The sequence below is a fragment of the uncultured Limosilactobacillus sp. genome (assembly GCF_934202705.1).
Lineage (GTDB): Bacteria > Bacillota > Bacilli > Lactobacillales > Lactobacillaceae > Limosilactobacillus.
The window spans coordinates 192,116-218,047 of the sequence record NZ_CAKPYE010000001.1; the positions used below are offsets into that span (position 1 = coordinate 192,116).

Annotated in this window: 24 protein-coding genes, 2 tRNA genes, 1 riboswitch and 1 other annotated feature; of the genes, 9 read left to right on the forward strand and 17 right to left on the reverse strand. The window is 40.2% G+C overall.

What is annotated here, in order from left to right; all coding sequences use genetic code 11:
* Positions 1 to 41: 41 nt before the first annotated feature.
* The 4 genes from Q0C76_RS00945 to Q0C76_RS00960 form a co-directional block, all read right to left on the reverse strand.
* A complete protein-coding gene (locus Q0C76_RS00945) occupies positions 42 to 2,093 on the reverse strand; it encodes a PBP1A family penicillin-binding protein (protein WP_295728687.1) in 2,052 nt (683 codons plus the stop codon).
* 194 nt (positions 2,094 to 2,287) lie between these two features.
* Positions 2,288 to 3,979 carry an arginine--tRNA ligase gene (gene argS, locus Q0C76_RS00950; protein WP_295728495.1) on the reverse strand — a complete coding sequence of 564 codons (1,692 nt, stop codon included), beginning with the start codon at positions 3,977 to 3,979 and terminating at the stop codon, positions 2,288 to 2,290.
* A 266-nt stretch (positions 3,980 to 4,245) separates the two neighbouring features.
* Positions 4,246 to 4,316 (reverse strand) — tRNA-Gly (locus Q0C76_RS00955).
* Between the two features lie 48 nt (positions 4,317 to 4,364).
* The gene (locus Q0C76_RS00960) at positions 4,365 to 4,703 is read right to left on the reverse strand and encodes a hypothetical protein (protein ID WP_295728497.1); all 339 of its coding nucleotides are present in this window, start codon (positions 4,701 to 4,703) and stop codon (positions 4,365 to 4,367) included.
* 132 nt (positions 4,704 to 4,835) lie between these two features.
* Here Q0C76_RS00960 and Q0C76_RS00965 point away from each other — a divergent pair, with 132 nt between their 5' ends.
* Positions 4,836 to 5,168 carry a hypothetical protein gene (locus Q0C76_RS00965; RefSeq protein WP_295728500.1) on the forward strand — a complete coding sequence of 111 codons (333 nt, stop codon included), beginning with the start codon at positions 4,836 to 4,838 and terminating at the stop codon, positions 5,166 to 5,168.
* A 27-nt stretch (positions 5,169 to 5,195) separates the two neighbouring features.
* A tRNA-Arg gene (locus tag Q0C76_RS00970) sits at positions 5,196 to 5,268 on the forward strand.
* A 445-nt stretch (positions 5,269 to 5,713) separates the two neighbouring features.
* Here Q0C76_RS00970 and Q0C76_RS00975 read toward each other — a convergent pair.
* From Q0C76_RS00975 to Q0C76_RS00985, 3 genes are all read right to left on the reverse strand, one after another.
* Positions 5,714 to 6,400: a CPBP family intramembrane glutamic endopeptidase gene (locus tag Q0C76_RS00975; protein WP_295728502.1), complete on the reverse strand. Its 687-nt coding sequence runs from the start codon at positions 6,398 to 6,400 to the stop codon at positions 5,714 to 5,716.
* A 65-nt stretch (positions 6,401 to 6,465) separates the two neighbouring features.
* Positions 6,466 to 7,482: a ribose utilization transcriptional repressor RbsR gene (locus Q0C76_RS00980; protein ID WP_295728505.1), complete on the reverse strand. Its 1,017-nt coding sequence runs from the start codon at positions 7,480 to 7,482 to the stop codon at positions 6,466 to 6,468.
* A gap of 67 nt (positions 7,483 to 7,549) precedes the next feature.
* Entirely contained in the window at positions 7,550 to 8,158 is a 609-nt protein-coding gene (locus Q0C76_RS00985) for a hypothetical protein (protein WP_295728508.1), read from the reverse strand.
* 182 nt (positions 8,159 to 8,340) lie between these two features.
* Between Q0C76_RS00985 and Q0C76_RS00990 the strand changes: the two genes are divergently transcribed.
* Positions 8,341 to 8,973 (forward strand): deoxynucleoside kinase, encoded by a 633-nt coding sequence (locus tag Q0C76_RS00990; RefSeq protein WP_295728511.1) that lies wholly within the window; start codon positions 8,341 to 8,343, stop codon positions 8,971 to 8,973.
* A gap of 39 nt (positions 8,974 to 9,012) precedes the next feature.
* Here the strand turns inward: Q0C76_RS00990 and Q0C76_RS00995 are convergent, their stop codons facing one another.
* The 4 genes from Q0C76_RS00995 to pepV all read right to left on the reverse strand — a co-directional run bounded on the left by Q0C76_RS00995 (position 9,013) and on the right by pepV (position 13,540).
* Complete coding sequence (locus Q0C76_RS00995) at positions 9,013 to 9,996, reverse strand: glycoside hydrolase family 73 protein (RefSeq protein WP_295728513.1); 984 nt, start codon at positions 9,994 to 9,996, stop codon at positions 9,013 to 9,015.
* Positions 9,997 to 10,078: 82 nt separating this feature from the next.
* On the reverse strand, positions 10,079 to 11,461 hold the full coding sequence (locus Q0C76_RS01000) for a L,D-transpeptidase family protein (protein WP_295728514.1): 1,383 nt from the start codon (positions 11,459 to 11,461) through the stop codon (positions 10,079 to 10,081).
* Between the two features lie 168 nt (positions 11,462 to 11,629).
* Positions 11,630 to 12,124: a universal stress protein gene (locus tag Q0C76_RS01005; RefSeq protein WP_295728516.1), complete on the reverse strand. Its 495-nt coding sequence runs from the start codon at positions 12,122 to 12,124 to the stop codon at positions 11,630 to 11,632.
* A 15-nt stretch (positions 12,125 to 12,139) separates the two neighbouring features.
* Complete coding sequence (pepV, locus tag Q0C76_RS01010) at positions 12,140 to 13,540, reverse strand: dipeptidase PepV (RefSeq protein ID WP_295728519.1); 1,401 nt, start codon at positions 13,538 to 13,540, stop codon at positions 12,140 to 12,142.
* Positions 13,541 to 13,641: 101 nt separating this feature from the next.
* On the opposite strand from pepV, the gene Q0C76_RS01015 reads away from it, so the two are divergent.
* A complete protein-coding gene (locus Q0C76_RS01015) occupies positions 13,642 to 14,502 on the forward strand; it encodes an NAD(P)H-hydrate dehydratase (RefSeq protein ID WP_295728522.1) in 861 nt (286 codons plus the stop codon).
* Positions 14,503 to 14,512: 10 nt separating this feature from the next.
* Positions 14,513 to 15,322: a Cof-type HAD-IIB family hydrolase gene (locus Q0C76_RS01020; protein ID WP_295728525.1), complete on the forward strand. Its 810-nt coding sequence runs from the start codon at positions 14,513 to 14,515 to the stop codon at positions 15,320 to 15,322.
* A gap of 74 nt (positions 15,323 to 15,396) precedes the next feature.
* On the opposite strand, the gene Q0C76_RS01025 is transcribed toward Q0C76_RS01020, so the two are convergent.
* The 3 genes from Q0C76_RS01025 to leuS form a co-directional block, all read right to left on the reverse strand.
* On the reverse strand, positions 15,397 to 17,049 hold the full coding sequence (locus tag Q0C76_RS01025) for a polysaccharide biosynthesis protein (RefSeq protein WP_295728528.1): 1,653 nt from the start codon (positions 17,047 to 17,049) through the stop codon (positions 15,397 to 15,399).
* A gap of 83 nt (positions 17,050 to 17,132) precedes the next feature.
* Positions 17,133 to 17,408: a type II toxin-antitoxin system HicB family antitoxin gene (locus Q0C76_RS01030; RefSeq protein WP_295728531.1), complete on the reverse strand. Its 276-nt coding sequence runs from the start codon at positions 17,406 to 17,408 to the stop codon at positions 17,133 to 17,135.
* Positions 17,409 to 17,474: 66 nt separating this feature from the next.
* Entirely contained in the window at positions 17,475 to 19,895 is a 2,421-nt protein-coding gene (gene leuS, locus Q0C76_RS01035) for a leucine--tRNA ligase (RefSeq protein WP_295728533.1), read from the reverse strand.
* Positions 19,896 to 19,962: 67 nt separating this feature from the next.
* Positions 19,963 to 20,166 (reverse strand) — a binding site (T-box leader).
* Positions 20,167 to 20,259: 93 nt separating this feature from the next.
* On the opposite strand from leuS, the gene Q0C76_RS01040 reads away from it, so the two are divergent.
* Positions 20,260 to 20,880, forward strand: coding sequence for a phosphatase PAP2 family protein (locus Q0C76_RS01040; protein WP_295728535.1), 621 nt, complete (start codon positions 20,260 to 20,262; stop codon positions 20,878 to 20,880).
* 37 nt (positions 20,881 to 20,917) lie between these two features.
* On the opposite strand, the gene metK is transcribed toward Q0C76_RS01040, so the two are convergent.
* The gene (metK, locus tag Q0C76_RS01045; protein ID WP_295728538.1) at positions 20,918 to 22,105 is read right to left on the reverse strand and encodes a methionine adenosyltransferase; all 1,188 of its coding nucleotides are present in this window, start codon (positions 22,103 to 22,105) and stop codon (positions 20,918 to 20,920) included.
* Positions 22,103 to 22,202, reverse strand: a riboswitch (SMK box riboswitch). (Overlaps the previous gene by 3 nt.)
* A 95-nt stretch (positions 22,203 to 22,297) precedes the next feature.
* On the opposite strand from metK, the gene Q0C76_RS01050 reads away from it, so the two are divergent.
* Positions 22,298 to 23,023 carry a hypothetical protein gene (locus Q0C76_RS01050; RefSeq protein WP_295728540.1) on the forward strand — a complete coding sequence of 242 codons (726 nt, stop codon included), beginning with the start codon at positions 22,298 to 22,300 and terminating at the stop codon, positions 23,021 to 23,023.
* Between the two features lie 67 nt (positions 23,024 to 23,090).
* Here the strand turns inward: Q0C76_RS01050 and Q0C76_RS01055 are convergent, their stop codons facing one another.
* Positions 23,091 to 23,624, reverse strand: coding sequence for a DNA-3-methyladenine glycosylase I (locus tag Q0C76_RS01055; protein ID WP_295728689.1), 534 nt, complete (start codon positions 23,622 to 23,624; stop codon positions 23,091 to 23,093).
* Between the two features lie 55 nt (positions 23,625 to 23,679).
* Positions 23,680 to 25,245: an MDR family MFS transporter gene (locus Q0C76_RS01060; RefSeq protein WP_367268458.1), complete on the reverse strand. Its 1,566-nt coding sequence runs from the start codon at positions 25,243 to 25,245 to the stop codon at positions 23,680 to 23,682.
* Here Q0C76_RS01060 and Q0C76_RS01065 point away from each other — a divergent pair.
* The gene (locus Q0C76_RS01065) at positions 25,225 to 25,701 is read left to right on the forward strand and encodes a Fur family transcriptional regulator (protein ID WP_295728543.1); all 477 of its coding nucleotides are present in this window, start codon (positions 25,225 to 25,227) and stop codon (positions 25,699 to 25,701) included. The two genes, Q0C76_RS01060 and Q0C76_RS01065, sit on opposite strands and share 21 nt — an antisense overlap.
* Positions 25,698 to 25,868 (forward strand): hypothetical protein, encoded by a 171-nt coding sequence (locus tag Q0C76_RS01070; RefSeq protein WP_295728546.1) that lies wholly within the window; start codon positions 25,698 to 25,700, stop codon positions 25,866 to 25,868. Before Q0C76_RS01065 ends, Q0C76_RS01070 begins: the two co-directional genes overlap by 4 nt.
* Positions 25,869 to 25,932 lie beyond the last annotated feature (64 nt).

Here is a 25,932-nt window from a genome sequence, read left to right on the forward strand (position 1 = left end):
AAACTTTGTCTTTTTTATTGTATCATGCTTTCCATTTTTGTCTAAAACATTGAACGAATTCCATTCCAAACTTGGCTAGCACGATCACCCAACTCACTGGCACCACGTTTGAATTGGTCAACAAGCTGATCGGTCCAGCGTTCCCCTGATTTAGTTCCCGATTGTGCGCGCTCTTGTGCATCTTCAACCGTAAACTTCGTTTCGCTAGTATTTGGCAACAAACTTCCTAACTCAGCTTTAAACAATGAATTGATATCGGTACTTTCGACGTTTGAAAGGTACTGATTCTTTTTAGCGTTATCGTAACCCTCCCAAGTGGCAACCACAACGTCTGGAGTATAGCCAATAATCCATTGATCACGATCATTATTATCGTCTTTTCCGGTATCTGTGGTCCCAGTTTTGCCAGCTAGTGTATACCCGTTTGGTCGCGCAGTTTTACCAGTTCCATGCTTATAAACACCAATGAGCATACTTGTCATTTGATTAGCAACCTTTTTCGAGATCACCCGTTTCTTTTTTAGTCGATGGTCCCGTTTAATGACTTTTCCGGATGAATCTTCAATTTTAGTAATAAAGTGAGTTGTTGGTAACTGTCCCTCAGACGCATAGACAGCATAAGCACGAGCCATTTGAGCAGGAGAAACACCCTTTGTCATCCCACCAAGCGCTAATGCTAAATTACGATCACCTTTAACTACCGGAATGCCAAATTTTTGTGCCATCCGATAGCCTGTATTAACCCCAATTTTGTTTAATAACCATACTGCAGGGGCATTCAGACTTTCGTAAACCGCTTTGTACATTGGAACACTACCACTATATTGGTTATTGTAATTGCGTGGCGTGTAATGATTGCTACCGTATGACTGTTTTTTATCCGTTAAACTAGAGTCATAAAAATAGCCGTGTTCTAAAGCAGGAGTATAAACAGCAATCGGCTTCATTGTCGATCCTGGTTGACGAGACATTTGAGTAGCTCGATTATATCCACGGAAAACATGCTTGCCACGACCGCCAACAATTGCGGTTACCCCACCGGTTTTGGGATCCATTGCAATCGAAGCGGATTGAACTGTTGCACCGTTACTTGCTGGAAAATTATCGTCATCATCATACACGTTTTGCATCGCTTTTTGTTGTCCCTGATCCAAAGTGGTATAGATTTTATAGCCATTGTTCATAACTTCTTTTTCAGAAAGATGATAACGACTGATCGCTTCGTTAACCACTGCATCAAAGTAATATGGATATTTATAGGTATCTTCATAGTGGTACCCATTGCTAATCGTGAGCGGTGCTTGTTTATATGAATTAGCAGCCGTTTGGCTTAACTTTTTGTTTTCGACCATCAGCTGTAACACAACATTGCGTCGTTGTTTGGCAGCTTGCGGATGATCAACTGGATCATAAATCCCTGGAGATGTTAGCATCCCCGCTAAGGTTGCAGCTTGTGGTACCGTTAATTCACTGGCGTTCCGATCAAAATACCGCTTTGCAGCATCTTGAATTCCCCACACCCCATGACCAAAATAAGCATTATTCAAATACATGGTGAGGATTTCTTTTTTCGAATACTGATTTTCTACTTCAATTGCAATAAAAATCTCCTTAGCTTTCCGCGAAAACGTCTGTTGTTGGGTCAAAAAAGCATTTTTTACCAATTGTTGCGTCAATGTACTTCCCCCACCAGAAATATAATTACGGTGGAGAAGTTTATTTTTTAATAAAAGGAAACCAGCACGCCCTAGCCCGCGAAATGAGAAACCGTGTTCATGGTAAAATCCACGATCCTCAGTTGACAGCACCGCATCAGGGACATTCTTTGAGATCCGACCAAGTTTCACATAAGTTCCCTTTTGTGAATAAAGGCTTCCCGCTTGATCATTATGTCGATCATAAATAATCGTATTTTGCTGGAGGCGAGATGCTAGTTTGCTAACACCTGCCGTTTTAGCAACCAATGTTAAGTAAATACTCATTAACAAAAAAAGAGTTAAACAGACAATGATCAACCAACGCGTCAATTGATAACGATGCCAAAATTTTTTTAGCCACGCTACCAGTTTGTGCCAGTGATTCTTAAACCACATCTGAATTTGCTTGAGTAGTTTTTCTCGTTTTAGCGGTGTCATAAAATCCTCCAGTATTAACCAATCCAAACAATTTTATCACAAAGCTAAATAATGCCATCTTTTTTCAAAGAGCTTTAATAAAATTTAGTGATCTTAAAAAACGAGACTGGGCTTACGACCAATCTCGTTTCAAATTATTAATATCCAAATCCTTACATTTCATCTGGAGCCTTAACGCCAAGCAGTGCTAATGATGACTTCAAAACTTCACTGACAGCTTTAACAAGGGCCAGACGTGCTGTTTTCTCATCATCGTCCACAAGAATGCGCGTATGGGCATAGTATTGATTGAAGTCCTTTGCTAAAGCCAGCGCATATTTACCAATCAATGATGGATCATACTGCTTAGCAGCGCGTTCAATGACTTCACCATATTGACCAAGCCGAGTTAATATTCCCCATGCTTCATCACCAGATAATGACAATGAATCTGCGTTAGCAAAGACAGGCGAGCCAGCTTTCCGTAAGATACTTTCAGCCCGAGCGTGCGCATACTGAACATAAGGACCAGTTTCACCTTCAAATTTGACCACATCTGCAAGTTTAAAGTCGATGGAATTCGTCCGTTCGTTCTTCAGATCATGGAAGATCACGGCACCAACACCGACCTGACGAGCAACTTCATCCGCGTTTTGTAGGTTCGGATTCTTTTCTGCAATTTGTTGACGCGCCAGCTTAATGGAATCATTTAAGACATCTTCCAGTTGGATAATATTTCCTTTTCGTGTCGACATCTTTTTTCCATTTAAACTCATTAAGCCAAACGGAATGTAGTGAATTTGTTGAGACCAGGTAAAGCCCATTTCACTAAGCACCGCTTTTAGTTGATCAAAGTGATTTCGTTGTTCCGCCCCGACTACGTACAATGCTTGAGCAAACCCATACATGCGCTTTCTGAATAACGCCGCAGATAAATCACGAGTAATATAAAGCGACGACCCATCTGACTTTTTAATCAAAGCTGGATTCAGATGGTATTTTTCTAGATCAACAATTTTGGCCCCCTTACTTTCCTGAAGTAAGTGTTTGTCCTGCAAGAGTTGATCGATCTCTGCCATTTTATCATTATAAAATGCTTCACCATTATAAGAGTCAAAATCAATATCCAGGAGATGATAAATCTTCATGAATCGTTTCAACGACTCAGCACGGAACCATTTCCAGAGACGATAGGCTTCTGGATCACCATCTTCAAGTTTCTTAAACCATTCGCGTCCTAAATCATTATATTCAGGATGTTGATCCGCCTCAGTATTAATTTTAACGTAATACTTTTGAAGAGTATTAATGGGGTCTTTCTTAACCTCTTTTTCATTACCCCACATTTCATAAGCTGCCATCAACTTACCAAATTGGGTTCCCCAATCACCTAAGTGATTAATCCGGATTGGCTGGAAACCAACCTTCGCTAAAATATTGGCGATCGCGTTACCAATAACTGTGGATCGCAAATGTCCCATTCCCATCGGCTTCGCAATGTTTGGTGAAGAAAGATCAATCGCAACATTCGCTAATTTTCCCATATTTTGAGATCCGTAATTTTGTGGATCCGCTAAAATGGTCTTTAAAATATTTTCACCAACCGCCTGTTTATCTAAAAAGAAGTTAATATAAGGACCAGCGACAACCACTTTTTCAAAACCGGTTTGATCGATTTTTTGTACCAGTTCTTGGGCAATCATTTGAGGCGCTTTATGAAGATACTTAGCTAAAAAGAACGTCGGAAATGCATAATCACCATTGTTTGCATCTTTTGGTCGTTCAATTTTCTCCGCAATTTCTTCACTATTTAAATCCGGTAATGCTGGTTGTAAAGATTTAATAACTTGTGCTCGTTCGTTCATGATTTTCTCCCTTCAAAATAAAAATGTCCCTAATGAACTAGCTTTAGCTCATTAGAGACGAGACTTCCCGCGGTACCACTCTACTTGAATTGTTATTCCACTCTTTCAAGATATTTAAATGTTGATTTTTGCGCGCTTCAAAAGAGTCATTATTCAGCTTCCACCATCCTGAACTCGCTTGCTAATGACATTCTCCTTACTTTTCAAAAATCTTATCCACAGTAAGTAAATAAAAAAGCATCATCATTGTGACGGTGCCTGTGGTAAGCGGGTAACGAGAATCGAACTCGCGACTCAACCTTGGGAAGGTTGTGTTTTACCACTGAACTATACCCGCATAATCAAATCGGTAAAAAAGAACCTCTTTGATAATAACATATTTTTATTACTTGTCAGTATTTTTTTTGGCTTTTTTTGTTATTTTCCGCTTACGAGATGTTTTATTCGCCTTTGCAGCCTTTTCAGCAGCTTCTTTTTCTTCCTTAGCAGCCTCTTCACGATCCTCATCAGTCCGTGGAACAGCCTTTAAAATTTTCGCGGAAGTCTTACGAACAACTGCTCGTTTATTCAATTCATTAATACTTGTCTTATCTTCAGGGTCAAATTCCTCAATCGACATCATAATCGAATTGTCATAAACTTTTTCAACTGTTCCTGTAAAGCCATGTTCTAATTGGCCAAACTTCTCAGCTTCAACAACATCGCCAACTTTAAAGTACGTCATCCAATTCACCCCATCAGTCATAAAATCAGTAATATTAAGTATTTTACTCATTTTTAGGTTATTTTTCAAGCCATCTACTTTCAAATGAAAAAATGATAAAATATTGCTAAACAATTTTTGAAGGAAGTTACTATGAAATATACATATCTTTTTATTGGCTGTAGCATTTTACTATGTCTGAGTGTGGCCTTGGGAATGCACTCCACCATTGACAAACGAACCAGTAGCTGGTTAATTATTACAAGAATTATATTATTAGCAATGCTTGTCGGAAAAATCATTTTCTTTTTGGCAGCGCTGCCTAGTATTAGTTGGTGGTTATTAATTCAAATAATTTCTTTAGTTGTCCTATTTATCATGGTCGAAATGATTTTTCGACGTAAACTACTAACTTTTGGTGTCCCTTGGCTTGCCCTGATCTTAGAAATTACCGCATTACTTGTTGCAATCATTTGTATTTTTTAAAGAGCTGTTTATAATAGTAATTAATCGGCGCTCTTAGTGTAACTGGATAGCACATGAGATTTCGGTCCTCATTATCAGGGTTCGAGTCCCTGGGAGCGCATTTTTACAGAATTTTCTAAAATTCGGCAAAGCCGTTATTCCTGATTTAGCAAGGGATGACGGCTTTTTATAGTTTTGCAGAATTGTTTAAAATTCATCCCTGTGTGCACGAAATGTGAAATGAAGCCTTAAGATGTTAATACAAAAAAGCCGCCTCAGAGAGACGGCTTATCTTTGGGAAGGAATTATTATTAGTTCTTTGCGAGAAAGCTATTATCTAATACTTAACTCATCTATTTAATTCATCTTCCGCAAAGCAACTCTTGCTACCTAGTGCACGCTGGTAACCGACCCCTAAATGATATTACAGGTTACTCTTACGCTGCTTCTGACCTACTAATCATTCAGTCGCTAGATCCGTGTAGACTTCTTGTCGTGTCTACTTATTTCCTTCCTCACCAATAATATATCACCTTTTGTAAGCGATTTCAATATTTAATTGTCAACTATTTCATCGTCCCCAGTAGCGCGGATAATGCAATCAAATTATTCAAAGCATGTAGCCAAATTGTATTAGTAAGATTACCCGTTTTTCTGTAGATAAAGGCAAAAACCGACCCCAAATAGAAGTAGATCAAGTAGCTAATCAACGTAGTACTAGAATGCTCTAAGGTAAATAATATCCCAGATAGTAAAATTGGCAACCAGAAGGCATCATCATTAAAAAAGAAGTTCATCACTACACCACGAAAAATCAATTCCTCAGCGATTGGATTCAGTACAACTGCAGCAAAAGACATGATAATCAATACAACATGATTACTGCTTAAAAGGTGAGCAATAATTTGATTATTGGCAGTTTCTGTTTGATGGTAAATTAGGTAATTTAAAAGATTTAAAATCTGTTCTCCGCCAATTACCAGTAGCCATCCGCCGATGATCCATTTTAAATGTTGAATAAAAGTCTGTTGTTGTGGTTGCCAACGCCGGTACTTGAAATAAGTATGACATGACCAGTAAATAATTAAAGCAAAGATTAAAATATAAATGATCATCCAACCAGTCAATTGGATTGGAACTGTTGAGGTATGGCGGATAAATAATAAAATAACCGGTGGCACCTGGATTAGTAAAGCTAACCCAGCTACAATCAATACTCGCCAAATCCACTTTGGGCGCTTAGTTATTTTCATGTGTCACTCTCCAATATTTTTTACAATCTTAACACAAAAGTCCTTACCTGTCGGCAAGGACTTTTCTATTTTTGCGGTGCTGATGTACTTGATCGTTCAATTAATTTGACTGGAACATCAACCAATTGGCGGCCCATATTTAAATTATTAATCCGGTTCAAAATCAAGCGGGCACTGGTTTCACCAAGTTCCATAATTGGCTGTTGGATCGTGGTCAACTTTGGAGTAACGTATTCAGTCAGGTCAATGTTATCATATCCCAAAACTGAAAGGTCTTCTGGAATCTTTAATCCCCGCTCGTGAAGTCCCCGGTATAATCCAATGGCTAATTCATCATTAGCACAAAACACGGCCGTTGGCTGCTTAGCCAAAACTGCTGCGGTTTGTTCATAACCGCCTAATTTAGTTAATGATGCGTAAACAACATTTTTTTCTTCACTAAAAGAAATTCCATGTTGTAGTAATCCACTAATAAACCCATCTAACCGTTTTCGTAAATTCCGGGTTAATTGTTGCGGCAGCATCATGACAATTCGCTGATGGCCTAAGCCAGCCAGATAGTTTGCTGCAATGGTTCCTCCTTGATAATCATCCACCTGTAGTCGATCACCATCATCATTCGTTTGATTTCGATCAAATAACAGATATGGAATCCGGTTAGGTTTTAGGATGTTATCAATGGTATCACCTGTAACACTAGAACTAGCAATGATTAGTCCATCAACAGATCGTTCTACCAAAGTTCCCAGATAATACTTTTCCGTATCTTCATTATTACTAGCGCTAAATACTAATGGTAAGTAATGTGCATTTCGGCACACTGTTTGAATCCCACGGAAAAAGGTACTAAAGAATGGATTCCCAATATTTGGTACCAAAACACCAATTGTCTTTGAAGAATGGAGAATTAAATTTCGGGCATTAAAATCAGGAACATAATGCATTTCATCTTTTAACCTTAAAACCTGTTGGCGAGTTTTTTCGCTAAAACGAGCGCCTTTGCCATTAAGGATTTGTGATACAGTGGTTACCGATACCCCTGCCTTTTCTGCCACATCCTTAATTGTTACTTTATTCTTCATCAATCTACCTCTTCATTGTTAAGTGAAACGATTTACTAAAACAGTTTACTACTAAATGAAAGGGATTTCAATTATTTTCAAAATGGACATTAAAGACATTGTGCAGAATCTCTTTCGTTTGCGCACATTGGGTTCCTCGTACTCTCAAGTAATCAATCTTGGCCAATAAAATTTCGTATTCCCACAATGAAGAGAGGTCGTGTTCATTCAGGTAATGCAAAGTTAGTTTTATTTCAGACAAATTATTAATTAAACCTGAAAAGTCGTCTTCTCCCTTATAACGATCTGTCCCAATCACTACCGGCAATTGATGATGGTAAGAATCTTCCAGTAACGTCCGCAAAAGATTCGTATTTTGATAATTGTGGTGTCGCAAAAATTTTTGTAATCCCCAAATATCAAAATAATGATGGTCTTTGGCAACTTTGCATTTTAAAGAAACCGTCGTTAGATAATCAGTGTGTGCCTGTATATTGTGAATACTACTTAAGCGAATAGCAGTTAATCCATTAATTTTCCCATCCCAGTCAATTCCTAATAACAATACGAATAAAGGATCGAAAGCAATCACAAATCCGACATTAAACATGTCATCACTTACAAAATTATAAACTTCAACCAGATACCCCTGTTGATTAGCAATGACTAACTGTTCTTTAATCTCGTTTGGCGACATTATAATTCCTCCACAAAAAGATAAAATAATTTAATTTATATTATTACTTTAAAGTTATTTAGCATAGATCCCTCCCCAGGACCACAATTTAACGCTTGATAACCACGGAGACATAATAGGCAAGGTCGCATTTTTGTAGTAAGATAGTTAACATTGTAAAACTATTTAAAAGAGGAGCCATTATGGTGATTATTACAGCAGGCATGATTGGCGTTGGCAAAACTACCCTGACCGGAAAAATTGCTGACCATTTACACACACAAGCGTTTTTTGAACCCGTCGGTGAAAACCCAGTACTACCACTATACTACAAGAATCCTAAGCAATATGGCTTTTTACTACAAATTTACTTTTTGAATAAGCGGTTTTCAATGATCAAAAAGGCACTGAATGATGATAATAATGTTTTAGACCGTTCAATTTATGAGGATGCACTCTTTACTCGAGAGAATAATGCAGAAGGCAACATTTCTGATACTGAGTTGGACGTATACCTCAAACTACTCGATAACATGATGGCCGATTTAAAGCAACTTCCGAAACGGGCCCCTGATCTAATGGTTTATTCTGAGACAGATTTTGAAACAATCCTTTATCGGATTAAAAAACGTGGTCGTGATTACGAGCAGATCGATAACAAACCAGAACTAAAGGACTACTATTTCAAAATGTGGAATGCCTATAAGCAATGGTATCGCGATTATGATGCGAGTCCAAAAATGAAAATCGACTTGGAAAAATATAACCTCGAAGACCCCCACAACGTGGACATCGTTCTCCAAATGATTGATGAAAAGCTTGCGTCTCTTCGTTAAACTGTCTTTGAGCAGGACTGGGTAAATCCCCGGTCCTATTTATTTTACGTAACGTTTAATCAACTCCACCAAACTGACTGAGCTAACTCCTCCAATTATCGGCAACATTAGTCCCTTTCGTTTCGTAGATTGCTTTTTTGGTAATTCATTGCTTTGTTTGAGATGATAATGACTAGCCACTGGATGTTTCTTAGTTGATGCCTGATCTTTTTTTAGCGGCTGATCGTACTGCACTAAATGATAGGCTTCGATCAGTTGGTTTAACTTATGCTGATACTGAGGATCAGTCGCATAATTACCACTAAGATTCCGTGTTGCCATCTTGTAATCAGTGCAGCTTCGTTTGTGAACCCCTGAATACATTTCTTGGTCTAAAACATTGGCATAGTCTTCAAGCGATGCTTTTATTGACGGGTACTTGCGAAAAGTTCCTAATTCTTTCAGGTCTTGACCATTGTGATGCTCCAAAGTGGGCAAAGTTACACTTTGTCCTTGATACGTACCTTTAATTCCAAACAAATTATAATGAGTACCTGCTAAATCACTCCGTCCCCAGTTACTCTCTAAAATAGCTTGGGCCATCATTACCGACGCGAACAAATCATGATCAGCAGCAATTTGTTGCGCATCATGACCAATTAATTCAATAAATTCACGTTCACTTTTTGACAGTGGTCGTCGTGATGCTGGGGTCTCCTGGTTTGTTGCTGGATCACTAACCTTTTGATCAATTGTCCTGTTAGTATCCGTTTGGTTTGCTTGTTTGTAGTCCTTAACTGGTTCTGCGATATTCTGTGACGGCTGCGAATGTTTATTACTTAAATATTGGGTCAGCTGATTGAGAGTTTGTTCATCTAATTGTTTCGCTTCCTCCCTCGTTATTGGTGGCCGATCCCCATTAGCAATTGCATTCGCCAGCCGTTCACATTCATTTGGTGAGTATGTAACGCTAGCCATTACTGGCTGGGTAATCATTGATAGACCAGTCAAAATCCCGATCACTTGTCCAAAATATTTTTTCATATTTTTTACCTCCTGTACTATATAGACGGTAAAAATACAAAAAAAGATCAGGGAATTTAAAGTTTCCTGATCTTTTTGGTATTTAATAAACAATTACCGGTTCATGGACCACAATTGCATGATATGCAGGGCCTGCATCACTGGGGTGCATATTCACACATCCATTCGAGCCATCGCTTAAATAAGCCGATTTAGACCAATTAGAGCGCCATCCTGCATCATGGAAGCCCACTCCACCATCAGTAAACGCTGACCAATATGAAACTGGCTGAGTATACGACTTACCACTGTCACCAGTTCCACGAAGAACTGATGGACTTTGTTGGTACATTATGTACCAAACACCCTTCGGGGTTGCGTCGCCGCTACTCTGTTTTCCAGTAACCACGTCTGCACTAAAGACTTCTTTGCCATCTTTATAAAACCATGCATGTTGATCAGCAATTGAAACTTCAGCATACGTATTCCCTAGGCCATGATTCTTAGTAACACCATATCCTAGGCCGCCAGTGTAGTAACCTTTACCAAAGATATCGGTTTTCGCATTAACTGACTTTTTACCGTCAATCAAAGCTTTGCCTAAAGTTTTACCAGCTTTTGTTTCACTAATCTTCCAACCGTAGCTACCACCCTTGGCTGATTCAATAACTTTGCCAGAATGAGTTTTAAATTTAAAGGATTTACCAAGTGTTGCCTTTTCACGATTAATCTTCTTCACCGTCGGTTTCAGTGCCGCTGTATCAAAAGTGTACTTACCGTCTTCATAAGTGACCTTGGTTAAAATATCCTTACTCGTCAACTTGTAGGTTTTCTTTTCAACCTGGTAGTTAACGGACCGATGATTCAGTTTTTGTAGCTTATTCTTTTGCTTTTGAATTTCTCCACTGCTAGTTCCCAATGGTTGCGTATAAAGCTTTGGTAAACGAACAGCTGGATCATAAGCATTGCGATCAAAACGCTTCATTAGCCGCTTCACATCATACTGATTACCTTTTTGCGGTTTAGTGGTCGTAACTTGACCATTTTGCCAGACCACTTTAGCGTTCACTGGTGCTTGACGGCTTTCATTCAACACCTTGATTTTCTGTGAAACACGCTGTTTCATTTCTTTGACACTTGAAGCATCTGCGTTATGAGGAACAATTTTTAAATTGTGCTCTTTACTACTTGGAAACAGTGTAAATTGTTTCTTAATCGCAGTTTTAAACTTTCCTTGATCGGCCTTCGTAAAGCCAGCATCAGACTGACCTCCTTGATATATCAGTTGACCGTCCAAATAGACTCGGTTGGTTAGTTTAGTCTTTGCCACCTTATCATATGCTTGCTGCCGTGTTAGTCCACCAACATGAATCCCATTAATCTTTGTATTCTTATTAAAATGAGTACTTTGGTGCCAATACGAGCCCCCAATAATTATGACTAATGCCGCCACGATTCCAGAAGCAACCTTGCCTTTTGTATTCATCTAAAATATCTCCCAATATCTAATTTTTATTACAATTATGTAACAATAAACACCAATAATCATAACACTAAATACTTTTAATGAAAATCGAAAAATTGGATCAAATCACAAAAACCCATTAACTGTTAATCAATTCAGTTAATGGGCTTTAGTTAACTTTAGATGATTTTAGATTTCTGGATAAGTAACATCTTCAACCTTGACTGGTTCGTTGTTTTCATCCGTCTTGACCACAGTAACATCACACGGTGCATGCCGAATAACATATGCGGCAGTTGAACCAACAATAATCCGACCAATCACATTTAAACCTGTTGCACCAACTACGATCATGTCGACATCGTGCTTCTTTGGGTATTGATCAGTAATTGCAATTTTCGCATTTCCCACCATGACTGAAGAATCCACATCCGTCAAGCCTGCTTGCTTGGTCTCTTCAACTAATTTCTGCAAAGTCTTCTTCATTCGTTCAACCGCTGCATCGTACATATCACGGTCAATAATTCCATATCCTGCTGCGGTTGGGTAATGTTCACCATTGACAACACTCAACAGGTGTAAATGTGCATCATTCCGTTTTGACAAATCAATTGCTTTATGAAAAGCCATCATTGATTGCTTGGAACCGTCAATTCCAACTAAAATGTTTTTGTAATTTGCCATTATCTTCACTCCTTCTTAATCAGCTACTAAATCATGAATGGCCTGCATATAAATTGCCATCGACTTAATTAGGTCGTCAACTGGTTGATATTCATTTGCCTGATGCATTGTATTTGGTGTATCGGGCATTAAAGCACCAAATGCGACCCCATTCTTAATTAGTTGACCATAGGTCCGACCACCAATACATTCTGGTTTGGCATTTTGGTCCCCCGTCACATCAATATATGACTTCATTAATGTTTTAACCAATGGGTCTTCTGGATCAACAAAGTGTGGCGCATGGAATGAATCATAGTGAGCATCAATGGAGAATTCGGCAGCCACTGGTTTAACCTTCGCTAAAATGTCATCGGGCGTAATTCCCTTTGGGAAGCGGAAGTTCATATCAAGATGGCCGCCCTTTTGACCGTCAAAGTTCATAATCCCAGCATTCATCGTTAGATCACCCATTACTGGATCATTAAATGAACCTTCAAAGCCAGCCATCCGATCATCTAGATGCAAGTAGTCAGCAACATAGTCAACAAAGTGCCGTGCATTACCACCAAGATTCAACGTCTGTAAGAATTTTGCCAGATAGGTACCCGCGTTAACCCCTTTTTCTGGTTCCATGCCGTGGGCAGCTTTACCAATCATTTCAAGACGTAAGCCGTCTGCTTCCTTTTTGGCATCCCCGGTTACCGGATTATTCTTTACGAAATCATGATATTGTTCAATAACCGTATCAGGATTGGTAACTTCCAAAATTGCTTCCGCTTCACGGGGTACCATGTTAAACCGCAATCCGGACTTAAATGATTTTAGAACATCATTACCTTCGTTACCGCCAGCAATCTCTAACTGAATCGAGAACATGCCCTTTTCACCATTGTAGACTGGAAATTCAGCATCTGGTGAAAAGCCCAGATCAGGCATTGGTTCTGTTGCAAAGTACTTCGTCATCCCGGTCCAATCATTTTCTTCATCGGTCCCCGCAACAAACCGGACTTTCTTGTGGAACTTAATTCCCATGTCCTTTAAAGTTTTTAATGCATAGTAAGCTGCTAAGCCTGGTCCCTTATCATCTGAGGCGCCACGACCAATAAAGTTGCCATCCTTAATGATCGGATTAAATGGATCGCTGTCCCAGCCATTACCTGCTGGCATTACATCCAGGTGGGCTAAGATGGCGATTGTTTCATCACCTTCACCCCATTCGGCATAGCCAACCACATTATCAATATTTTTCGTCCGAAACCCATCCTTTTGAGTCATTTCAAGGAAGGTATGCAAAGCTTTGGTTGGTCCAGGACCCAGCGGTGCATCTTTAGTTGCTTGCGAATCATCACGAACACTTGGAATTTTAACCAACGTCGTCAAATCAGTTAAATAGTCGTCTTTTTGTGCGTTTGCTTTTGCCATCCAATCAGTCATGATCCTGCCTCCTATTATTCTTTCTACAATGATTATGATAACATAGGTTTGTAGTTGATTAAATCGTTTTCATTCACTAACTCGAGGAAGTGTCAATTTATATGCAAAAATTAGATAGTTCAATTTTAAGTGATGTGATTAAACCGCGCCCTCAAGAAAGTTTTAAGGGAACTTTCGGTAAAATTTTATTAATTGGCGGTAATCATCAATTTGGTGGTGCCATTATCATGGCCACTGCAGCGAGTGTCTATTGTGGTACTGGTCTCGTAACGGTCGCCACTGACCCGATCAACGCGTCACCGATTCATTCACAATTACCCGAAGCCATGGTTATCGACTTTCGTGATGCTCACGCGATCGCCAATTTGATTAGTCAGGTGAACACAGTTGTCATCGGTCCAGGGCTTGGTGAGGAGGCTGAAAGCAAAGCCATTCTCGAAAAGGTTTTCGCGCTCACTCGCGATGAACAAACGGTTGTCATTGACGGTTCAGCGATTACCTTGATGGCCCGTGACCAAATTTCCCAGCCGAAGGGGCACCTTATCTATACTCCTCACCAAATGGAGTGGCAGCGTTTGTCCGGAATTAAAATTGCCGACCAAACTAGCGACGCTAATCAAAAAGCCCGCGATGAACTCAAAGCCACGGTAATTCTTAAAAAACATCATACAGAGATTTATACTGCCCGTGAAATTTACCAACTGCCGATTGGTTCTGCTGCTCAGGCTATTGGTGGCATGGGCGACACCCTTGCCGGAATGGTTGGTGGCTTTACTGCCCAATTTAGAAATGACATTACCAAAGCTGCTTTAGCTGCTACCTATGCCCATAGTGCTATTGCTGATGAGCTTGCTGAACAGCAATACATTGTTTTACCGCACCAAATTAGTCAGGCATTGCCCACGTTTATGAAAAAAGTTTCATTAAGTGAATCCAACCGCACCATTGGTTTTCATAACTAAGGAGAAATTGATGAATCCACAATCTTATCAAGTCGTTGCCTTCGACATGGATGGTACTTTTCTCAACGACAATAAACAATATAACCATCCGCTTTTTAAACATATTTTACAAACCTTTCAAGCTCAAAAACGACATCTAGTGGTTGCCTCTGGAGACCCGCTTGAATGTCTCCGCCGCTTTTTCCCCGATGAACAGGATCAATTAACGATCATTGCGGAAAATGGCGCACAGATTTTTGCTAATGGTCAAGAGATATTAACGAAAACCCTTGATCCAGCGCTGGCTCATAAAGTAATCAACTATCTAGTTCATACTATGCAAATTGAGCCCGTCATTTCGGGACATTTGCAAGGCTATTTTCCTAAAAATGCTTCCCAATCAACGATTGATCATCTCGCTTTCTATTATCCAAACTACCAATTAGTAGATAATTTCAATCAATTACCCAATGATCAGTTCTTTCAAATCTCATTTTTAGTTGATGATGATCAAATTGAAGCCGCAGTTCAGGAATTGACAAGCCAATTCGGTAACCAACTGGTTATTACCCCAAGCGGGAATGGGTCAATGGATTTAACCATTCCTGGCATTAACAAGGGGTGGGCTCTTAAACAGCTCTTAGATCGTTGGCACCTATCTTCAAACGAACTCGCTGCGTTTGGCGACGGTGGTAATGATGTTTCAATGCTCAAACTAGCCGCGCGCAGTTTTGCCATGCCTAACGGCGGTCAAGCTGTCCACGCTGTCGCTACCACAGAAGCGGTTGCTGATAATAACCACGATGGTGTTTTGCAAACAATTCAACAATATCTCCTTTAAACAATGAAAATAAGGCTCCAGTAGCAGGATGAACATGATGTTCCCCTCCAACCGGAGCCTTATTAATATTAAAATTATTTAATATGTAAACGATCCCGTAAAGATTCCATCCTGGAACCTAGCAAATTATCCGCCAATCGATAACGCAGCGCAAGGTAGATAAAGACTACTACCCCCACCAAAACACCAGGGATTAGTGAGAAGAAAGCGGTATATCGACCATATGGACTAACCACTAAGTCAATTAAAAACATTACTGCTTTCACGCCAACAAACATTATTAGCGAAAAACCGAGAATTTGATTGGTTGATTTCGCCATATCATTAAAATGTAACCCAAATTCCATATTAAATGAATGCAGAATCAAGTAGTTGACGACCATCATTGCGAGACCAGTGGCTAATAATGGGCCAAGACCACGAACCAGCATCATGCATGGTAATTGAAGAACAAATTTCACGATGACCCCAATCCCTAGATAACTCATCATTCGCTTATTTTCTGAAATGCCTTGCATCATGGCTGCCGCAACCGAATACATCCCCATTGGAATCGACATGAAGGCCGCAAATTCTAATACAGTCACTCCGGCAGCATCATACCGATAAAAGACGGTATAAATTTGCTGGGCAACAGCGGCCATTCCCATGGAAGCAGGAATCATCACAAAATAAAATAATGTTAATGCATTTTCGATCTGTTTACGGATGCTTTCAGTATCATTTTGAGCACGAGCTTCTGAAAGCAGCGGAATCGCAGTGGCCGCCATCCCGGTCGCAAACGAAATTATAATCATGTACAACTTATTCGCGTTAAACGAAAAGAGTGCGTAGACCGCATTGATTTGATAATTGGTGTAGTGACCAAGCAACCGCATCAGTGGTGGAAAAGTATACTGATCAATTAACTGGAAAATAATAATTCCAGACTCAATCACAATAAATGGAATGGACTGGTAAATAATCTTAAAAATCAGTTCCATTGTCGAGACTTGTGTGTTTCGCTGGCCATTTCTGACTAACGCATTCATCTCATGAAGATGTTTCAAATATGATAACGCTAAGACCGCGATGGCGCCTAATGCACCAATAAAGGCCGCAAACGTGGATTGAGTGACCGCAAAAACCCAGTTACCACGTTGAATTTTCATGACTAAAAACGTTGCTGCTAAAATATAGGCCACGCGGAAGACTTGTTCCACAAACTGCGACATGGCAGACGGTGCCATCCAGTTATATCCTTGCAAGAAGCCTCGTGTAATGCTCATCGGCGGAATGACCAATACCGCCCAGGCTAATGACCGGATGACCGGGACCACGTTCGGATCACCAGCAGCTAGTGGCCCAGCAGCTAAAAACATCACAATTGAGCAGACAATCCCCATTGCAATTGAAACATACATTCCAGAATGATAAAGCCGGCGACTCACTCCATATTGATCCAGTCCGTTATAATGAGCCACCAATTTGGAAATAGCTGATGGAATTCCCGCCGTTGCTACGGTTAAGAACATGCTATAAATGTTATACCCCTTAGCAAACAATGCGTTCGCTTGGGTACTATAGGCGCCCATCCACGTTACCCATGGAATCACGTACAATGCACCAAGTAGTCGGGAAGTAATACTCCCCGCCGTCATCCAAGCTGATCCCGTCACCATCTTGGCTTGGGCATCTTGAGAATTCATTGCAGCTTGATGATCAGTTGTACTTTCTCCTGATCTCATATTTTCACCCGTTTCATTATTTTTTAAACAATCTTTATCATTCTAGCTTGATTTAGCAGGTTAAGCAATCAAATTATTAATTCTTAATATTCGTCTAAATCTGTTGTAATGGCTTGAACACGGACCCCATCAGTTTGAAATTGAGCAACAACCTCTTCCAAGTCTGTTGGCTTTGGAACTTCTTCATGGTGACTTTCTAAATCAATCACCGTTAAGGCCAGGCCGATTTCCGCACGCATTAGCGCGTTCCATTTATTCTCGTCTAAAACGTCAGCTGCTGGCAAATCCGGAAAATGAACCTTGGTTTTCCCTTCCACCTCACTGATCACGGCCGGATATGAAACAATATGATAATCCATCTGATCCTCCTATTTTGATCATGAAAAAGGCTCCTGAAACCCGCCGTCTCAAAAGCCCTTTACTAATTACTTTGCCACGATATTAACAATCTTATTCGGTACAACAATGACTTTCTTAATGTCCTTGCCTTCAATAAATTTTTGAACATTCTCATCCGCTAGTGCAGCCTTTTCTACGCTGTCCTTAGCAGTGTCCTTGGCCATCTTTAATTTTGCCCGAACTTTACCATTAACTTGAACAATCATCTCAACTTCGTCTTCAACGATCTTATTTGGATCATAGGTTGGCCACGGTTGATAAGTAATGGTGTCGCTTTCGTTAAACTGACTCCACAATTCTTCTGCCATGTGTGGCATGATTGGAGCAATCATCTTGATAAAACCTTTGATATATTCAACAGGCAAATCATCAACCTTGTATGCTTCATTTACAAAGACCATCAATTGTGAGATTGCAGTATTAAAGTGCATCCGTTCGTAATCTTCAGTTACTTTCTTGACGGTTTGGTTGTAGACTTTATCGAGTTTGCCATCATTAATCGTTGAAATACGGTCACGAAGGTGATTATTATCATCCATAATTAAACGCCAAACCCGATGAATCCACTTATTGGCTCCATGCAAGCCCTTTGGATCCCACGGAACGGATTCAGTTAACGGTCCCATAAACATTTCATAGAGACGAAGCGTGTCAGCACCGTATTGGTCAACGATTTCATCTGGATTGACCACGTTACCTTTAGACTTCGACATCTTTTCATGATTACTGCCGAGAATCATTCCTTGGTTGACTAATTTCATAAATGGTTCTGGAGTTGGCACTACTCCAAGGTCGTAAAGGAATTTGTGCCAGAACCGTGCGTAAAGCAAGTGCAGAACCGCATGTTCAGCGCCACCGACATAAAGATCAACCGGTGACCAATAATCCAATGCTTCCTTGGAAGCTAACGCTTGATCATTATGCGGATCCGTATAACGGAGCCAGTACCATGATGAACCAGCCCATTGTGGCATCGTGTTAGTTTCACGAAGCCCATGACGACCATTTTCATCATAAACATTGACCCAGTCATCAATCTTTGCCAACGGCGATTCACCAGTTCCGGACGGTTCAATATTGTCAGTATCGGGTAGCTCCAATGGTAATTCATCTTCTGGAACTAATGACGTAGTACCATCATCCCAGTGAATCACTGGAATCGGTTCTCCCCAGTATCGTTGACGGCTAAAGATCCAGTCACGCAGCTTATAGTTAACCTTCTTTTGACCAGCATGATGATCAGTTAGCCATTCAATCATCTTTTTCTTGGCTTCTTCAATGTTTAAACCATTTAAGAATTCGGAATTAATATGCTGACCATCGCCCGTGTAAGCAGCTTTTGCAAGGTTTCCCCCTTCAATCACTTCTTTAACTGGTAAGTTGAACTTGTGTGCAAATTCATAATCTCGGTCATCATGTGCCGGAACAGCCATCACCGCTCCCGTCCCATATGAAGCCAGTACATAATCAGAAATCCAGATTGGCAGTTTCTCGCCATTGACTGGATTAATTGCGTAAGCCCCAGTAAAGACCCCGGTTTTTTCTTTACTAAGGTCCGTCCGTTCTAGATCTGAACGCCGTGATGCTTCCGCTTGGTATTCTTTAACTGCTGCTTGTTGGTCCGCGGTAGTAATTTGATCTACTAATTGATGTTCTGGTGCCAAGACAACATAAGAAGCGCCAAATAAGGTGTCACAACGGGTCGTAAATACTTCAATCTTCTGATCAGCATGATTAGCCACATCAAAGAAAACTGCTGCTCCTTCCGAACGACCAATCCAGTTTCGTTGCATTTCCTTAACGCTTTCTGGCCAATCAACGAGGTCTAAGTCATCAATTAAACGGTCTGCGTAAGCCGTAATTTTCAAAACCCACTGCTTCATTGGCTTCCGATAGACTGGGTAACCGCCACGTTTAGTTTTCCCGTCTTCCACTTCTTCATTGGCCACGACAGTTCCACCCATGAAATCAGGCGCCCAATTAACCATGATTTCGTCTTCATAGGCTAAACCTTTTTTATATAGTTGTTCGAAGATCCATTGTGTCCACTTGTAATACTTTGGATCAGTGGTATTAACTTCACGATCCCAATCATATGAAAAACCAAGTGACTTAATTTGATCACGGAAGTGGTCAATATTCTTGTTAGTGAAGCCTTTAGGATTGTGCCCTGTCTTTAGAGCATATTGTTCTGCTGGCAAGCCAAATGCGTCGAACCCCATTGGGTGTAAGACATTAAATCCTTGCATTCGTTTCATCCGTGACATTACATCAGTCGCCGTGTAACCTTCTGGATGACCAACATGCAGTCCTTGACCGGATGGGTACGGGAACATATCAAGTGCGTAATATTTCTTTTTATTTTTGTCCATTGTGGACTTGAACGTTTCGTGTTGTTGCCAATAACGTTGCCATTTCTTTTCAATGGCAGAATGATCATATCCCATATTGTCGTACTCCTTTAATTGTATAGTTTCCTAATCACAAAAAAATCCCGCAGATACTTATTAGTATCTACAGGACGAACTTTTCCGCGGTACCACCCGTATTCTACACTTACGTAGCGCTTCAGTTCCTTAACGCGGAAAACGTCGCTGCTTACTAGATTCAGCATTGAACATTACTACGGTGAGTTCATTATTATTGACTCTACATTTCCACCACCATGCAGTCTCTGAAAATCTAATAATAACTACTAATCCGTTTGCGATTAGATATTGATATCGATAGTAGCAAATTCAACCAAATTTAGCAAGGCACTTAGCGAAATAGTTTGTTAGAATATTCTATGTTTGAAAGTGAGGCTTCTTAATGAAAAAAACGAAAATTTTATTTATTAGCAGTGTCATCATCTTTAGCTGCTTACTAATAATGATGTTGTTTGCTCCAGCACCGATCCTAGCAATTGATAATCAGCTTCGTCAAGTGATCAATAGTCACCATTCGACCAGTTTGAATATCTTCTTTATTAATTTTACTCAACTATTTAATGCCAAAGAAACCATCATTTGGATTTTGATTACCATCATTTTAAGTTTCATCATGTCTGGACGGCGATTTGCTTGGCAAGTGTTGCTGACAACTGGTTCAGGTATCCTTCTCAATCGTCTGGTTAAAGAACTTGTTCAACGTCCACGACCATCTGTGGATATCTTAATGCACTATAGCGGTTATAGTTTTCCGAGCGGTCATTCCAGCGCAGCCGCTCTTGTCCTTGGCTGCTTAATCTTACTGACATGTCGAGTTACTCGAAGAATCTGGATTAAATTTACCATTACTGCTATCTTAATTTTGTTAATCTTAGCCATCGGGTTTTCACGAATTTACGTCGGCGCTCATTACCCAAGTGATGTCTTGGCAGGCTGGTGTCTAGGGACAAGCATTGTTACTGGGTTTCAATTACTATTTCAAAGAATCCCTTGTGATAATTAAAAAACTCCAGCGATAACCAACATCGCTGGAGTTTCTATTAACCTAAAATCTTCTTTAATTCGTCAACCTTATCAAGGTGTTCCCATGGTAAATCAACGTCAGTCCGACCAAAGTGACCATAAGCTGCTGTCTGCTTGTAAATTGGTCGCTTCAAATCGAGCATTTTAATAATTCCTGCCGGGCGTAAATCAAACACTTTACGAACGGCTGCGATCAATTCTTCTTCAGACTTTGTCCCAGTCCCAAAGGTATCAATCGCAATCGAAACCGGTTTAGCAACCCCAATTGCGTAAGCAACTTGGATTTCAGCCTTTTTGGCGTAGCCGGCGGCCACTAAATTTTTCGCAATATAACGAGCAGCATACGAAGCGGAACGGTCAACCTTAGTGGCATCCTTTCCGGAGAACGCTCCACCACCATGGTGAGCAGCACCACCGTACGTATCCACAATAATCTTCCGTCCGGTCAAGCCAGCATCACCTTGCGGTCCGCCAATTACAAACCGGCCAGTTGGATTTATAAAGTACTTGGTCTGGTCATCCAAGAGATCAGCTGGAATGACCGCTTTAATTACCTGTTCCTTCACATCTTGCCGAATTTGATCTAGCGAAACGTCTGGATCATGTTGGGTACTGAGAACAACAGTGTCAACTCGTAATGGTTGATCATTCTCGTCGTATTCAACCGTAACTTCAGCTTTCGCATCTGGACGCAAGTATTTAATCGTTCCTTCTTTACGCAGCTTTGCAATTCGTTGCATTAACTTATGACTCAGCATTAAGGTTAATGGCATGTACTCTGGTGTTTCATCAGTTGCATAGCCAAACATTAATCCTTGATCACCAGCCCCAATTTTATCAAGGGGATCACCTTCCCCTTCACGGGTTTCTAGCGAATCATCCACCCCTTGTGCGATGTCAGGTGATTGTTCATCAATCGCGGTAATCACGGCACAATTGTCGGCATCAAAGCCATATTGGCCATCAGTATAACCAATTTCTTTAATCGTTTGCCGAACCACCTTTTGAATATTAACGTACGCGGTAGTTGAAACTTCACCAAACACAAGTACTAACCCGGTTGTCACAGATGTTTCAACCGCTACTCGTGCGTCCGGATCTTGCTCAAGCATTGCGTCTAAAATTGAATCACTAATTTGGTCGGCAATTTTATCCGGATGTCCTTCTGAAACGGATTCAGATGTAAATAAATGGCGTTCTCCCATTGTTTTAATTCCCCCATAAACTTCAAAGTGTCTTTTGCGGTTACAAGGCAGCGAAGACGGATGTCTCCTCCCATCGGGAATTTGCTTCATAACGAGAACCATCTTAGCATATTTTCTGCATCGCATTCAATCAAAAGATTGGAAACTCTGTTATACTTATTACTATTATGAGCGAAAAGAAGGACATTTGATATGTGGAGTTTAATTAAACGACAATTTCACGAAATTAACTGGAAGGACCTGCTACCCACCACTTTCATCTTATTAATTAGCTGGTCGGACGCACCATTTACATATGCCATCGGCGTTCAAGGATCGCACTTTACGACTAATATGGGCATGCTGTTAATGTACGAGGTGTGTATTGGTTTGGTGGTGCCAATGTTGATTTATCATCGGTTTGGCTCCACTTTATCAATCATCCCCCTCGCTGCGAGTGTTTTTTTCGCCCTCGCTGGTTTTAGTAACAACTTACTTTTATTAGCACTCTTATTACTATTACCTTTATTCCTGTTAATTATTCAAATGCCTTCCATGGACTTTCAAAACACTTTTGGGTTGGTTACATTCGGCTTGTTACTAATGTTCACCGTTTCTGTAGCGTGTGCTTATGCTAGTCTCCATTTTATTTCATGGGAAATTATCCGTTACTTATTACCAGTAATGGCTAGCACCTGGTTTTATTTAGCCCCCTTCTTTTTGCAGCAACTCAAGCAATATAAATTAAAAGTAACGATTCTAGCGATTGTTTTATTAATTTTCACTTTAAGTCGTCCATTACATTTATCGATCTATCTGGCCATTATCATTATTGTTGCTAGTTGGTTTGTGATGATTGCCAAAGCACAAGAACATCAATCGCTAATCCTCTATTGTTTAACCCAGATGGTTGTCATTGTCCTCACTTATTGGTCATAAAAATCGATCCTAAAAGCCAAACTGGAGAGCTCCCGTTACGGAAAGCTCTCCAGTTTTTTTATTTGTTTCAAAGTCGACAATTAACAACTCCAACTGCACACATTAGCGAAAATACTGTCGTTGGACCAACAAATTGAAAACCAGCCCGTTTAAGCTGTTGAGAGATTACCGTTGATAATGGCGTAAAACTCGGTAACTTTTCATCAGGTTGGACTTTCATGCGAATGGGCTGACCATTCACGAATGACCACAAAAAATGTTCCAATGTCTTACCAGTTTGGTGGAGCTGATTTAATACTTGAGCATTATTAATTGTTGCTAAGATTTTTCGCCGATTGCGAATAATTTGTGGATCCGCCATCAGTTGCTCAACTTTCTCTTCGTTAAACTGCGCAATCTGAGCTACATCAAACTCTGCAAAGGCCTTTATAAACCCATTTCGTCGTTGCCAAATCGTGGACCAGCTTAGTCCAGCTTGAAAAATTTCCAAAGAAAGCATCATAAACAATTCTTGCTCGTTATGAACCGGAATCCCCCAATGTTGATCATAATAATCACGCATTAATTGTGTCTTCGCCCACTTTGGATAACTATTTGTCATCATTCACCACTCCTCTTAATAGTCTGCTTACTATTAAGATACGCATTCTTTTGTGTTAATTTGTTTTTTTCTTAGTGTCGCGAAGGATTAAGGCTAAGATGAGACCAATCACTTCAATTACAATCATGGTGATAAAAACAACATGGTAGCCGTGAAGTGACGCTGTTATTTGGCTAGCGCCAGTAGCTAAGCGATTTGCTGTTGCGGTGGTTAAAATCATCGTTGCCACTGCCACTCCAACGGAGCCAAGAATTTGCCGAATCGTCGTAATCACGGCTGTTCCGTGTGACACCAACTCATTTGGTAACGAATTCGCGCCCAAAGTAACTGCCGGCATCATAACAAAGGCATTGCCACCTTCAATCACCATTGCACATAAAATCATCCCGAATAAGTTTTGTACATCCGCCATTGCTAACGTTAAGAACCACCCCGCAACGATCATCAGCATTCCAACAATCATTGTTGGCTTAAAACCAATCATATCGGCTAATTTTCCAGTAAAAGGATTCAGGAGGCTTAGAAAGACCGCACCAGGAACCAGTGACATTCCGGATACAAAGGGACTGACGTGCAATACTCCCTGGTAATATAACGGGAAGATAATGGTAACCACGATCAATGCAACGTAAGAGATTCCCGTTAAGAGGATCGCCATATCATAATTAAAGGTCTTCATAACCCGCAATTCCAATAATGGTGTGGTTAACCTGAACTGACGAACACAAAAGAGAATGACAGCCACTGCACTAAGGATAAGAACAACCCAGTTAATCGTCCAGTCAACATGTTTTTTACCAATTTGGTTAACTACGTACATAATCCCAATCAGACCGATGGAAAGAACGACTGATAACCAATCAAGCGTGGTTTCATGACGTTCCATAACATTTCGAATCAAACCACTACCAGCCATAATCATGACAGCCGTGATAATAATCATAAAGAGAATAAATAAGCTCTTCCAATCAAAAAATTTAAGAACGATTCCAGAAATAATCGGCCCACATGCCAGTGCAGAACCCATGACTAAGCCAGCGATGCCCATCGTTGTTCCGCGTTCATCTTTGGGGGTAATTTCAAGTAAAACAGTCTGGTACGATGGAAAAAGCACCCCAACCGCAAATGCTTCCATTACTCGACCAATCATCATGAACCAAAAACCATGAACACCCCATGATGACGGTGTAAAGACAATCATCAACGAGCCAACATCAAATAGTGCCAAGGCACCAATGAACATTTGACGAAAACTCAGATTGTTTAGCATCCATGGACTAATCGGCATGCTAACGCACATCACTAACATAAATCCTGTGGTCAACCATTGAACTGTATCGGCAGAAATTCCAAAATTCTGCATTAAAGTCGGATAGGCGGTTGACAGTGACGATTGACTAATGGACATGGTAAACGTGCCAAGTAATAAGGTTAGAATAAACCAAAATCTACTGTAAGATTTGCCTTTTTGATCAATACTCTCTTGCATTCTTTTCTCTCCCTGTTTAGAATGATTATTAAATAAACTATTAGTATTATAGTTAGTGCCAAGTAATTTGTAAATGGCACCAATAATTTGTAAATGAATGGAGTGATTCGGATGGCAGAAGCTGAATTTGATCGTGCATTAGCCCGTTTAAAAGAAAACCGGGTTCGGTTAACCCCGCAACGAAAAACAATTCTAAACTACTTAATCACCCACCATACTCATCCCACAGTTGAAATGATTCTTGACGACTTGCAAAAGCACGATGATAGTATTAGTCTGGCAACTGTTTACAACACGGTTAAACTATTAGTTAAATATAACTTAGTAATTGAATTAAAAAATGGTGATGGTTCAACGCACTACGATTACTTTGGTCACCCACATTACCATGTTGTGTGTGACAATTGTGGTAAGATTACTGATGTGATGGATGATGAATTCTTCGCAATCGCTAAAGAATTAGGTCAAGTCACCAGAAAAAACACCCACTACCTCGTTACCAGAAGTGATGTCGAGGTTCACGGAATTTGTCCAGATTGTCAATATAAATTAGGTTTAGATCGAAATAAAGAGGAGTTTAATCAATGATTAGTAACGAACAACGTGCCCACGAAGTTGCACTTGCCTTGTTAAGCAAGAAAGACTTTAATAGTCCAATTGATGCTTATCATGAATACATTAATGTCTTACTGCCCATTTTGAAGGAATTCGATAAAGATTTTCCAGATGGGATTGCTGAACATCCTGGACGTTAAACCATTAAACAAAGAAATCCCCGTGTGGTTCATTTACCACACGGGGATTTCTCTTTATTACCTA

Bases quoted from the DNA above. Each gene is read 5' to 3' on its own strand.
- metK (WP_295728538.1), bottom strand. From the start codon at position 22,105: ATGGGAGAACGCCATTTATTTACATCTGAATCCGTTTCAGAAGGACAT.
- Q0C76_RS00960 (WP_295728497.1), bottom strand. From the start codon at position 4,703: ATGACGTACTTTAAAGTTGGCGATGTTGTTGAAGCTGAGAAGTTTGGC.
- Q0C76_RS00945 (WP_295728687.1), bottom strand. From the start codon at position 2,093: ATGTGGTTTAAGAATCACTGGCACAAACTGGTAGCGTGGCTAAAAAAA.
- leuS (WP_295728533.1), bottom strand. From the start codon at position 19,895: ATGGGATATGATCATTCTGCCATTGAAAAGAAATGGCAACGTTATTGG.
- Q0C76_RS01055 (WP_295728689.1), bottom strand. From the start codon at position 23,624: ATGACAAATAGTTATCCAAAGTGGGCGAAGACACAATTAATGCGTGAT.
- Q0C76_RS00965 (WP_295728500.1), top strand. From the start codon at position 4,836: ATGAAATATACATATCTTTTTATTGGCTGTAGCATTTTACTATGTCTG.
- Q0C76_RS00975 (WP_295728502.1), bottom strand. From the start codon at position 6,400: ATGAAAATAACTAAGCGCCCAAAGTGGATTTGGCGAGTATTGATTGTA.
- Q0C76_RS00980 (WP_295728505.1), bottom strand. From the start codon at position 7,482: ATGAAGAATAAAGTAACAATTAAGGATGTGGCAGAAAAGGCAGGGGTA.
- Q0C76_RS00985 (WP_295728508.1), bottom strand. From the start codon at position 8,158: ATGTCGCCAAACGAGATTAAAGAACAGTTAGTCATTGCTAATCAACAG.
- pepV (WP_295728519.1), bottom strand. From the start codon at position 13,540: ATGACTGATTGGATGGCAAAAGCAAACGCACAAAAAGACGACTATTTA.
- Q0C76_RS01040 (WP_295728535.1), top strand. From the start codon at position 20,260: ATGAAAAAAACGAAAATTTTATTTATTAGCAGTGTCATCATCTTTAGC.
- Q0C76_RS01020 (WP_295728525.1), top strand. From the start codon at position 14,513: ATGAATCCACAATCTTATCAAGTCGTTGCCTTCGACATGGATGGTACT.
- Q0C76_RS01030 (WP_295728531.1), bottom strand. From the start codon at position 17,408: ATGGATTATCATATTGTTTCATATCCGGCCGTGATCAGTGAGGTGGAA.
- Q0C76_RS00995 (WP_295728513.1), bottom strand. From the start codon at position 9,996: ATGAAAAAATATTTTGGACAAGTGATCGGGATTTTGACTGGTCTATCA.
- Q0C76_RS01065 (WP_295728543.1), top strand. From the start codon at position 25,225: ATGGCAGAAGCTGAATTTGATCGTGCATTAGCCCGTTTAAAAGAAAAC.
- Q0C76_RS00990 (WP_295728511.1), top strand. From the start codon at position 8,341: ATGGTGATTATTACAGCAGGCATGATTGGCGTTGGCAAAACTACCCTG.
- Q0C76_RS01005 (WP_295728516.1), bottom strand. From the start codon at position 12,124: ATGGCAAATTACAAAAACATTTTAGTTGGAATTGACGGTTCCAAGCAA.
- Q0C76_RS01050 (WP_295728540.1), top strand. From the start codon at position 22,298: ATGTGGAGTTTAATTAAACGACAATTTCACGAAATTAACTGGAAGGAC.
- Q0C76_RS01025 (WP_295728528.1), bottom strand. From the start codon at position 17,049: ATGAGATCAGGAGAAAGTACAACTGATCATCAAGCTGCAATGAATTCT.
- Q0C76_RS01000 (WP_295728514.1), bottom strand. From the start codon at position 11,461: ATGAATACAAAAGGCAAGGTTGCTTCTGGAATCGTGGCGGCATTAGTC.
- Q0C76_RS01015 (WP_295728522.1), top strand. From the start codon at position 13,642: ATGCAAAAATTAGATAGTTCAATTTTAAGTGATGTGATTAAACCGCGC.
- Q0C76_RS01070 (WP_295728546.1), top strand. From the start codon at position 25,698: ATGATTAGTAACGAACAACGTGCCCACGAAGTTGCACTTGCCTTGTTA.
- argS (WP_295728495.1), bottom strand. From the start codon at position 3,979: ATGAACGAACGAGCACAAGTTATTAAATCTTTACAACCAGCATTACCG.